General features: G+C 20.5%; 7 protein-coding genes and 2 pseudogenes. 5 read left to right on the top strand and 4 right to left on the bottom strand.

Annotated elements, in window-relative coordinates; translation table 25 throughout:
- From VAMP_RS07050 to VAMP_RS02920, 3 genes and pseudogenes are all read right to left on the bottom strand, one after another.
- A pseudogene (locus tag VAMP_RS07050) lies at positions 1–419 on the bottom strand (hypothetical protein); the annotation flags it as partial.
- 691 nt (positions 420–1,110) lie between these two features.
- Positions 1,111–1,785 (bottom strand): annotated as a pseudogene (locus tag VAMP_RS07270) (site-specific DNA-methyltransferase); the annotation flags it as partial.
- 46 nt (positions 1,786–1,831) lie between these two features.
- Positions 1,832–4,321, bottom strand: a complete 2,490-nt coding sequence (locus VAMP_RS02920; RefSeq protein ID WP_213349046.1) for a PH domain-containing protein — start codon at positions 4,319–4,321, stop codon at positions 1,832–1,834.
- Positions 4,322–4,414: 93 nt separating this feature from the next.
- On the opposite strand from VAMP_RS02920, the gene VAMP_RS02915 reads away from it, so the two are divergent.
- On the top strand, positions 4,415–5,173 hold the full coding sequence (locus VAMP_RS02915; RefSeq protein WP_213349044.1) for a M48 family metallopeptidase: 759 nt from the start codon (positions 4,415–4,417) through the stop codon (positions 5,171–5,173).
- A 23-nt stretch (positions 5,174–5,196) separates the two neighbouring features.
- On the opposite strand, the gene VAMP_RS02910 is transcribed toward VAMP_RS02915, so the two are convergent.
- Entirely contained in the window at positions 5,197–5,397 is a 201-nt protein-coding gene (locus tag VAMP_RS02910; protein WP_213349042.1) for a hypothetical protein, read from the bottom strand.
- A 596-nt stretch (positions 5,398–5,993) separates the two neighbouring features.
- Between VAMP_RS02910 and VAMP_RS02905 the strand changes: the two genes are divergently transcribed.
- The 4 genes from VAMP_RS02905 to VAMP_RS02890 form a co-directional block, all read left to right on the top strand.
- Entirely contained in the window at positions 5,994–7,763 is a 1,770-nt protein-coding gene (locus VAMP_RS02905) for a hypothetical protein (protein ID WP_213349040.1), read from the top strand.
- Positions 7,764–7,803: 40 nt separating this feature from the next.
- Positions 7,804–8,994 (top strand): GspE/PulE family protein, encoded by a 1,191-nt coding sequence (locus tag VAMP_RS02900; RefSeq protein WP_213349038.1) that lies wholly within the window; start codon positions 7,804–7,806, stop codon positions 8,992–8,994.
- Positions 8,995–9,031: 37 nt separating this feature from the next.
- Positions 9,032–10,147 (top strand): hypothetical protein, encoded by a 1,116-nt coding sequence (locus VAMP_RS02895; RefSeq protein ID WP_213349036.1) that lies wholly within the window; start codon positions 9,032–9,034, stop codon positions 10,145–10,147.
- Positions 10,148–10,304: 157 nt separating this feature from the next.
- The coding region (locus VAMP_RS02890; RefSeq protein ID WP_213349034.1) for a hypothetical protein at positions 10,305–12,344 on the top strand (2,040 nt) is incomplete at its 3' end.

Below are 12,344 nucleotides of genomic sequence, written 5' to 3'. Positions count from 1 at the left end.
TCATTTGGATGAAAATAAACATCTTTTATATTACTAGAATCTACTTTGTAAACTCTAAATCAAATGTCTAAAGATTTCTCTTCTTGTGTCATCTCGAGCGAAGTCGAGGGATCTTGTTTTGAGATTTCTCCACTTCACTTCGTTTCGGTCGAAATGACAGACTCTTGTCATCTTGAGCTTGCCGAGAGATCTTGTCCTTTCATCTCCTCCAATATTTTCTTCCCAGCTCTTCTAATTCTTTCTTTTCATATTTCACAAATATTTTTGTATCAAGCTTTGTATGCTTCAGATTTTTCATCAGTAGCTTCAGGAATTTGTACCATAATAAATTTTCTATTTCAATCATCTTCTGCATTTAGTTGCATTACTGCATGTGCTGTTGTTGCTGATCAAGAAAAGAAATCTAGGATTATGTCGTTTTTATTCATTTCTACTCTAGATATTAATTCAAAAATCATTTTTTCATTTTTTGAATAATCAAATACTTTTCATTTATTAAACAATTCTTTTAAGTTAGTTGTTCAAGTTCAACTTTTTATCTCAATAAAAGATTTAATAGGAAATTCTTTATTTTTTATAAAATATAATTTATCATTTTCCTTTATAACATATTTTTCATTTATATATTCTTTTTTATAAATATTAAAACTATCGGTTATTCATAAATTATAAAGCTCATCTTTTGCTTTTGAAAATTGCCAAGTCCAACATCATAATTCATTTCATTTTTTTAGGGGCTCTAATAATTCTATATCATTTTTGTAATAATATATTGTCGTTTTCATATATAATTTCTTCATCATTACTTGTATTTATTAATTCTTTATTATAATCATTTTTAATTATTTTATCTCAAGTAGTTGGATTATAATATAGTGTCCAACCTAAATTAGGTCTTGATTTTAATGTTCATCATTCTCATCCAGTTGTTATTCAACTTCATTTATAATAATATCATTTTTGATCTTTGAAAACTAAAATTTTTTCAGATTTTATATTTCTTATTTTAATATTATTTTTAATATAACATAAAACATATTCATGATTAACTTGTATATTTTCAGCATCATTTTGTGCATTTCATTTTAAAATAGTTATAACTCATGCACAATTCTCCTCTCCAAAAATCTCATCAGCAATTTTTCTTAGATTATGAACTTCATTATCATCTATACTCATAAAAATAACTCAATCATCTTTTAATAAATCTCTAGCAACAACTAGTCTTTCATACATCATACTTAGCCAATCACTATGAAATCTTCAATTAGTATCTGTATTTTTAAATAACTTTCATCACTCTTCATCTTCTACTCATAAATCATCTTCATAATCATCTTTTGATTTTTTGAAATTATCTTTGTAAACAAAATCTTGACCAGTATTGTATGGTGGATCTATATAAATCATCTTAACTTTTCATAAATATGATTCTTGTAAAATTTTTAATACTTCAAAATTATCTCATTCAATATAAAGATTTTCAGTATTATCAAAATTTACACTTTCATCTGGTGCAGGTCTTAAAGTTTTGTTTATAGGAGTATTAGCTTTGAGAATACTTGCTTTTTTTCAAGGTCGGTTTAATTGATATCTTTCATTATTATCTTCTACCAAATCTTTGGAAAGTACTTGTTTTAATAAATCAAAATCTATTGCTTTAATTATTTTTCAATTTTCATCTTCTTTTTCAGTAATTACTTGTGGAAAAAGTTTTCATATTATTTCAATATTTTCAGCAGTATTATCTATATTTTGTAATTTCAGTTTTTGAATTTTTAACATAGTATTTTGGTTTAAATTATTAATTTATTAAATAACTCATAATTTATTATTTATAATCCTTTAATTTTTGATAAAATTCTTGATAATCATCAATATTATTGACAGTCATTTCTGTTTTTGAACTTCATATAGTATATATATAAACATTTCAATTCTTAAATATTTTATTTATTAATCATTGATATGATTCAACAAAATCTATTCTATCTAATCTAATACTATGATATTTTTTATATATTATTCAATAACTATATAATACTCTATCTTTTTGAATACTAAAAAATTGTATTTTAATATACCATCGTATCAAAAATATTATAATCATTGAAATAATTAATCATAAAATTCATAATATTAAATCAAGCAACATTAAAACAGCACACAAAATAAATAAAACTATAAATAAAGGAACTAATGAATTATATATACAAGGTTTATCATTTTTTAATTCAGTAGTATCTAATTTATTTACTGATAATAATTGATCAATTTGATTAAGTTTTTCAAAAACATTTTTAATAAAATCTATCTGTATATAATTTGATTTTACATAATTTCAGTTATTTGTATTTATTACTTGTTCTCAAGCAACATTAATATAAATACTTCAAGTATTAGTAAATGGATATTTTTTTATTTTAATTCATTTTAAATATCTTATCAATGAATAAGATTTTTTTTGAATAATTATTCAATTAATAGATTCAATCATATTTTTGTACATATTGTGATAATACCAATCTGAAGAATAATAATATTTAAGATAAAATATTTTGATAAGAAATATCAAAATAAATAAAATTAATACAGAAAAAAATATTTCTATTCTATAAGTAAAAAAAATTAAAAATATACTTAAAGGTATAAATATTGATACAAAAGTAATAACTGTTAATATTTCTGATTTAATATATTCAATTATATTAAAATTTATATCAAATTTTTTCAATAAATTATCTTCTTTAAGTCATAATTTATTTTTAATATTTTGATATAAATTTTCTGTTTTTTTTATGTCTCTAAAAACAATATCATATCAAGATCAAATTGAACTAAATCTTATACTACAAGTTCAAAATAATTTATCTATTAAACTTTCTTCAAAATTAAGTTTTGTAATTCTTTCTATACTAAAAATATCTTGTTTATTGCTAAGAAAACTAAATTGACTTTCTATACTATCTTTTTTTACTACAAAATCATATGATTTTACAATTATTATTTTGTAAATTAAAAGTATTATAAATACAGGAGGAATAATAATAAATGGAATAGTAGATGCAATACTTTTCAACATATCCATTTTATATCTTGCTTCAAAAGATTTATCATAATCCAAAGCTTCTTCCAAGTAATTTTTATATCATATTTGTTCATCTATTTCATTATCAATATTTCAATTTTCTTCAACAAGATTTCAAGATTTTTCTTTTTGTTCAAAATTATTTTTTTGAGAACTAGTTGATAAAATAGTTTTATCTTTAAGATATCTTATATTCTCCATCATAATTTCTCAATAAAGAATATTTTTGAATATAAATTGATTATTACTTCATTGTCAACTTAATCTTACATCATGAATACCAAATATTTTTTCCAAAAAATTTTGATCATTAGCAACATCAGAAATGTTTTCAAAAGGAATAAAACTATATCTTCTAGTCAAAAATCAATCAGTAAAATATACTGCATCAGTAAAAACTCTATAATATCTTCTTTTCGTATCCAAATACAAAAATATTGTAGGTATAATAACTGTAAGTAATAAAATTAAAATAAATCATAAATTTATTATTAAATTTACTTGATTATCTATATCTAATATTGCTGGAATTAATGGTACAAGAATAAATATTATAATTCACAAATATTTACCTAAAATATCTAATATAACTCATAAAGTATGTGGTTTAGCTTCCTGAACTAATTTTTCTTTTGAAAGATTGAATCCATTTTCTTTCATAACAGAATGTATTAAATTATGTAATTGAAGTGGATTTTTTACATTATATATATTTACATTTGTAGTACCACTTCATGCAGATTTTATAATAACAGTTCAAGTACCAAAAATATTCCATTGAAAAAATCATAAAGTAGTTTTTACTTGCACTATTTTTTTAAAATTTAATTTTACTTCATTATCTTGAAATAATGTTCAATATCAATAAATAATTTCATTATCTTTTATTAAATATCTTTCTTTATCATACATTATATTTACCAACCAAAAACCTATTGCTCATATTATAAAAGAAACAATAAACAATATAGCAAAAACTTTTCCTAAAAAAAATATTAAGAAAAGAGAAATAATTGCAGACAAAATTCATAGCCATAACAAAAAAGAATTAAAAATAATATAACTTGATTTATATGGTTTAAACTCTTTATTTTTTTGATAAATTTCATTTTTATCTTGCATTTTGGGAGAAAAAACATTATAACAATGAGGACATTCTATGTCTTTTTCTAATTTATTCTCTTGTATTTCAAAACTATTTTGACACTCTGGACATTTAATATTAGTTTTCATAAGATTTATTAAGTTTAATGTTTATTAAAAATAAATAACTAGTTGTTTAAAGATAATCATTTTTTTTTAAAAATCAATTATATCTAAAAAAACATGAAAAAAATAAATTTACCAATTCAAGTAGATGAAACAGTTCCATCAAGACCAAATATAAAATGGTGAATCAAAATGATTTCTATATTAATAATATTTATTGTTGTATGATTTTTGTGATTTTATATGTTTTCTTATGTAATTATAGCAAATATATCTTTGGAAAAAGAGATAAAAATGTTTTGAAATTTATTAAAAAATGAAGAAAATTTTTCAAAATTTGATAAAAAAATATTTTGAAATAAATTAGAAGATTTTCCTTACAATTTATATTTACGGGATATTGAGGATGCTAATGCATTTGCAAGTATATGATGAAATATAGCAATTACAAAATGACTTTTGGAAGAAATAAAATATGAAGAAGAAATTTTATTTGTAATATGACATGAAAAAGGTCATATAGAAAACAGGGATCCATTAAGAATGTTTACAACAAATTTTCCATTTCAAACTACTTTTTCATATATTTGATACAATATTTGATTTGATTTTTCTCAAATTACTTCAATGATGTGAAATATATTAAGTAAAAATATGGAAATTAATGCAGACAATTATTGAATAAATTTTGTACAAAAAAAATGACTAAATCCTTGATGTGTTTTAAATTTTTTTCAAAAAAATCAATCTAAAAATCCTAAATTTGTAGAATTTTTTGGAACTCATCCTATGACAGAAACTAGAATAAATAATTTAAAAAAACAAATATGAATTGAAGAAATAAATTTTGAAAAATGTACAAAATTTAAATATTAACTACAATAAAATTATTTTAATAATTAAATTATTTTATTTTTTAATTCATCAAGTTCAGAATTAAAATCAACTTTTTCTTTTTCTTTATTTTTTTCTTCATTATTTTTAATAAATTCTTTTTCAATATTATCAAAAAATCAAATATTATAAAAATTATACAAGCTTATAGAAAAATCATAAAATAATTCTCTGATATAAAAAATTCTTAAAAATGGAATAAACATAATAAATATTAATAATATTAATATATAATTAAAGAAAAAACTTAAAATAATTAAAAAAATTAAAGCAATAAAATAAATTAAAATTAATATTTTAAAATTTAAAAACATTTAAACTTAATTTTAATACCTCCTTTCTACATATTTTTTCATAAATTTCCACTAATTACACCTTTTTTATTTATTATTTTTATTAGTTCTTAATTAACTTTTCAAACTTTTTTTATTTTTATTATTGCAGAAGATTAGATTTTATGCTAACCTTCTGCACCTAAATTAAAGAAAAGAGTGAATTTTGTTGATTCTGTAGGCAATTTCTTTGTATAAGTAAAGTTTACTTTAAAATATATAATATACATATAAATAAAGTAAAATAAATAAATGAGCTTCAAGAAAAAATATTTAAATTATTTAAAATAAAATTATAAAATTTGTGTAGTACACAAATCTATCTTTATTTTCTTGCAAATCCTTGTTTAGATCAAGAATTTAGAAATTTTACTCTACAAAGATAAGTTTAAACAAAAATAAACACGATTTTTTGACAAAAAATAAATAATGTATATTATAGATATATTATTTATTTTTTTATTTTAAAAATGAAAGAAAATTTTGAATATATAATAGAAGAAAATGAAAGATCTAATGAAAATATAGAATTTGTAGACTGGGTAGATTTTTTTACTCCCATAATGTCTATATACGATTTTAATTATGATTTGGAATCTATAGATTGGACAAATAAAAGTCAAATTCAAAAATTTAAAAATTTTATTTTAAATTCATTATGAGAAAATGAAGAACATTTATCAAAATTTTTTTACGATCTTATTGATGAAATTGTAAAATTAGAAATTTATAAAAAAAATAAAACTGATCAAATTATTGATAATGTTTGAATATCTTTGAGAGATATAAGAAGTAATTTGGGTATAAATCAAAATTCATTGGATTATCTAATAAAAGAAAATAATAGAATTCTTTCTTTGAAAGAAAAATTTCCTGAATTTAAAGAATGGATTTTAAATTTGCCTGAATGAATGACATTAGTAGATTTAGAAAATAGAATTAGTTTATATTCCAAAATTAAAAATATTATAAATTTTCAAGAAAATAAATCAAATTGATCAAGATTTTGAAAAAAATGATTTTATAATATAGAGATTTTGAATAAAATAATGGATTCATTACATACTCAAGAAGATAAAAAACGATTTAACGACAGTGAAATTACTAGTAAATTAGTATTATATGATAATATCAGTAATACTTCTTATGAGGAAAAAGAAGTATTTACATACTCTGAATATATAGCAATTATTACTAATGAAACTTATTTAGTTGCTAGTACTTTTTGAAATGTAGATAATGATAATATTTTGAATAATACTTTTGATGAAGAATGGAATCTTACAGAATATGGTAAAAAATTTAAGAGATTAGAACTATTTTTATGAGTATTAGAATTAAATTACAATGATAATTCTTACAAAAAAGATTTTATAAATATATACAAAAAATTAAACAAGTGAGATCTTGATCAAGCTATAACTTTAACAAATAATTTGATAGATATTGTATATGAAGAATTAATGATTTTTTATAATTGAAAAATAAATTTTGACGAAAATGAAATTGATATCTGAAATAGTATTGAAACTGATTCTTGATTGATAAAAGCACTTCGTTATATTTGAGTAAAACAAGATTTATCAAATATGTCGTTGAATAATTTCTGAATATGAAGAGCTGATGTTTGAAATTGAGAAGTTGTAGTAAATTCTTGAAGATATTTACTTAAGACAAAAGATGAACAATGAAATTTTTATTTAAAAAATTTAGATTTAGATTATAATATAAATGAAAAATCTGAAAAATCTCAATCAAAATCACAAAAAGAGATAGAAGTAGAAAAAGAAGCAAAAAAAACAGAACAAGAAATAGTTGCTTATGGTAAATATGGTAGATATAAAAGACCTGTACCTAGCTATAGAATAACACCTCCTACATATAGAAATGATATAGAGGAAAAAAGTGTTGAATGAAAATCACAAGAATCTTTATGAACTTATGATAGACAAGATAGTGTATATGAAAATAATATTGAAGAAGAAAATATTTCTAGTATAGATTATAAAGTAAAAAGTTGAGATACTTTATGGAATATTGTAAAAAATAATTATTGATTTAAAAAAAATAATGATATTGTTAATATAATTAATAAAATTATTGATTTTAATAAATGAAATAAAAATTTAAATTCAAGATTTTTTAAAGAATCTTGAGCTTATTTGCAAATTTGAAATATAATTAAATTACCTGAATATATAAAAATATGAGATCTTAAATTTAATAGAAAATCTAATTAAATTTAAGTATATTTTTATTTAAATATAAAATATATAATTAATGATAAAAGATACATCTTTTGATCCAAATTTATTTTTGAGAAAAATAGTTTCTTTAGCACTAAAAAATAATGCTTCTGATATACATATAACTCCATTTAAAAATGAAGTATTAATTAGATTTAGAATAGCATGAGTTATGAAAACTTATTGAAAAATTACTCATGAAAGAAATTATAAATTATTAAATGTTTTGAAAAACAATTCATGATTAGATTTTAATGAAACAAGAATTCCTCAAGATTGAAAAATACCTATGAATTTAAATCTTTGAGGAAAACCAGTTTCATTAAATTTAAGATTATCTACTATGCCAACTATATTTGGTGAGAATCTAGTTATGAGAATTCTTATTACTGATCAAACTCATATAAGTATAGATAATTTATTGTTTTCTAAACAAAATTTGGAAAAATTAAAATCAATTTCAAACTTGGAAAATTGATTAGTATTAGTTGCTGGTGGTACTTGAAGTTGAAAAACAACAACATTATATTCTATATTATGAACATTTGATAGTAATAAAAAAACTATTTTTACATTGGAAGATCCGATTGAATATGTTATACCAGGATATATTCAATCTGAAGTCACTAATAGAAAAACTAATGATAAAAAAGAAAATTTTACTTTTCAAAAATGATTAAATTGAATATTAAGACAAGATCCAGATATTATATTAGTATGAGAGATTAGAGATAAAGATACTGCATCTATTTGTTTAGAAACAGCAAATACAGGACATATTGTTTTTGGAAGCATACATGCAAATAGTGCATTATCAATAATTAGTAGACTTCAACAATTGCAAATACAAAATCATTTGATTGCTACAGGTTTAAAATTTGTTATTTATCAAAAATTAGTTAAAAAATTATGTCATCATTGTTGTATAAAAAAAGAAATAAATTTAAATGATTTTGAAATTTCTAATATTGATAAAAATATTATTGTACATTTTGCTAATAAAAATTCTTGTGATAAATGTGATAAATGATATGATTGATTAGTTCCAGTAAATGAAATAATAAAAATTGATGAAACTATTTCAAAAATGATATTTGAAAAAAAATTTAATGATGATATATATAAATATATAAAGAGTATATGATTTATTGATTTATTTGAAGATTGATTGTATAAATCAGTAAATTGATATGCTGACTTTTATGATATTTTACAATTAAAATAATATTTAAATTTATTATATTAAAAATTAAAAAAAAATTATGTTGCCAAAATTATTTATTTTTATTTCCAAAATATTTTTTTGAAGTTTTGTTTTTATTTACTGACTTATTTTGTATGTACCTGAAGTATGAGTTAAAACTTTTGATAAAAGGCATGATAGAGTTTTGGATGAATTATTAACTAATAAAAAATTTGAAAGAAATATATTAAATGAAAAAAAAATAAATAATGAAATACATAATAAACAAGATGAAAAAATTTCTGAAAAAAATATATCTGATGAAAAAATAAATAAAGAAAATATACAAGAAAATCAAGAAAAAAATAATATACAAGAAAAAATTAAAGAAAAAGAACTTGAAAAGCAAAAAAATCAAAGATTTCTATATTATATATTCAATGAAGCAATAAAACAAGAACATTCATCTGCAAAAAATAAATATACTCAAAATGATATAAATAGAATTTGTAGTTTAAATCTTTATGTTTGTGATTTTACTCATTTTATAGGTGATTTTTCTAATACACAAAGATTATATTACAAAGCTATTATTATATATATAATTAATAATATTGATGAATATTTAAATAGTTCTGAAAAAATTTCAAATATAATGTCGTCTTTAAGAATTGATCAAAAATGAACTTGAAGAAGATGATATGCAGGTCATCATACTATGCTTATTAATTTACCATGAATTTCAAATAAAATAGAATTTATGGAAGTTTTTACACATGAATTATGACATATAATTGATTTATGAGTTATTAAATGAAGTTGATGAAAATTAGATTCTAATTTTACAGAATTTGGGAAGAAAAAATTTTATTTGGATGATCCTTCTATAGATTTTTATTCATATTCATGGCTTTCAGAAGATACTACTAAATCTTGAAAATCTCGTCTTGATTTTGTAAGTTGATATGCTATGACAAACCCTTTTGAAGATTTTGCAGAAAGTATTAATATGTATATTAATCATTATTGAGTTTTTGAACAAATGGCGGAAACAAGTTTAATTTTACATCGTAAATTTAATTATATTGAAAATTTACTTGATAATAATTATTTATATACAGATACTAAAAATACAGAAAAGGCTATTGAAAATCCTGAACGAAGACCTTGGGATACAACTAAAATTAGACTTTAATCTCATCTTTGTAATATACAATTTCTAAATCTTTCAATTAATCAAATATTTATAATAAAATAAAAGATTTGAAATTTTAAAAAAAATAATTATACTTATAGAATAATATTAAATTTATATATTTAGTATTATATATTTATATATTTATATATTTATTATGAAAAAAATATTTTTATTTGTTATATGATTGTTTTTGTATTTATGATTTTCTTTTGCAGAATGTCCAGAAACAAATATTTCTTGATTTTGAGATCTTCCAAAATCTAGACCTGAAGATATTAATAAAACTTGGACAAGTTATCATAAATTAGAAAAAGAAATACAAAATTGAAATATAGAAAGAAAGTATTCATGTAGAGCAACTTTATCACCAATGAATGATTGGAAATTAGAAGAACAAATTATTGAATGTAATAATTGATATACTTTATCTCCTTCTTTTGATGCTTGTATAGCTTTACCTTGAGATGATACAAATTATAGTTGTTCACAGGGTACTAATATAGATTGATATGTTATTGATAGAGTTATATTACCTGAATATGTAAGAACTCTTGTTAAAAAATTTGAAGTAAAATGATGAACTATTATAAAAACTAAAGTTTTTCAATGTACTAAAGATTGACAACTTAAAAGAGCATCAAATGAAAAAATAAAGTTTGAATTTGATTTTTGATATACTATATCTGATGATTGATTTTCATTTGTTACAAATATTGAAGATTGATGTTGACCAACAAGTATAGATTGATATTGACTTAATAGTCATGATATTGGTAGTAATCAAGGTGTTAGTAAAAATTATAATGTACCTAATTGATCAGTATTTACAGCGACTAAAATTGTTGATAAATCTAATAATCCTGAAGTTAGACTTACTTATAAAAAACAAGATTTTGTTTGTAATAATTGAGAGTTTACTAAAATTTGAGAAGAAAGAATTCATGAATCTTGTGATTTTTGATATATTTTTGATAATGATTTAAAATCATGTGTTGTTTGTGATGAAAAAGTACATGGCTATTGTCCTTGAAAATGAGAAACTACAACAAATGATGGTTCTTGGAATAAAAAAGATTCTTGAAATGAAAATGATATTGAAAATGTATCTCCTCCTCGTAATTGTAGAATAAAATCATCATCAAAAATATTATTTGATGATGATTCTGTTAGAACTGAAGAAGATTGTATTTTAAGGTGTGATGAAGTATATAATTTGTCTAATAAAAATTGGGATAGTTATACTGATATTAGTTGTGAGTTTAATTTAAGAGATATTCTAAAAACTTATACTAATAATAATAATCAATGAAATGATTGAAATAATAGTAATTGATGAAATAATTGAAATAATAGTAATTTATGAGATAGTAATTTATGAGATAAATTATCTAATTTAAGGAAAGAATTAAATAGTAAGGTTTGAAATTTGAGTGAATCAAATAAATTGGTATATAATGCATTTGTTGAGGAAGAATTATCTAAACAAAACTGAAAACTTAAAAATGAAGGTATTGAATGATTGTTAAAAAAATTGGAAGGATTAAGTGAAATTAAAAAAGCTGCAAAAGATTTCAGTTATTGGAATATCTTAGAACCGATACTTATCAATTATGAAATTATGGTTTTGGAAACTATTAATGAAAAAGGTTGAGGTAAATCAACTAGTCCAGATGGTGGTATAACTTGAAATAAAAAAGATAAAAAAAATACAAATAAAAAAGATACAACAGGAGTTAATTGTATATGGCAAGCATCATGAACTGTAACTAGTTGACCTCCTCATGATAGTTGTGAATGTTGAGAAGTTCAATGATATTATGAATGTAAACCTAAATCTAATTGAAATTGAGAAGATAAGAAAGATGTAAATAAAAGGAATAAGAAAGAAAAAGTTAATTTAGAAGTGCAGAAAAAAAGTACAACTTATAAATGAGGTGCAACACATCATAATTGGAATATAAAATATGATCCAAATAATAAAACTATTACAGTTGATTGAGATTGGAAAAATGTTCAAAATAGTTTTAAAGTAAATTCTTGAAAATATAGTCCAGTTACTCTTAAACTTGGTCATGAAAAAACTTTTACAAGAAAATGAACAATAGTACAATGAAATAGTGCAGGTGCTGAAGAATATGAAAGTAGATTTCAAATAGTATTTAAGTCTAATGGTAAAGTGGATATTTGACATTGT

The organism is Candidatus Vampirococcus lugosii (assembly GCF_018420025.1).
GTDB classification, from domain to species: domain Bacteria; phylum Patescibacteriota; class Gracilibacteria; order Absconditabacterales; family Absconditicoccaceae; genus Vampirococcus; species Vampirococcus lugosii.
Note: the sequence above shows the minus strand (reverse complement) of the source record. Positions and strands in the feature narration are given on the sequence as shown.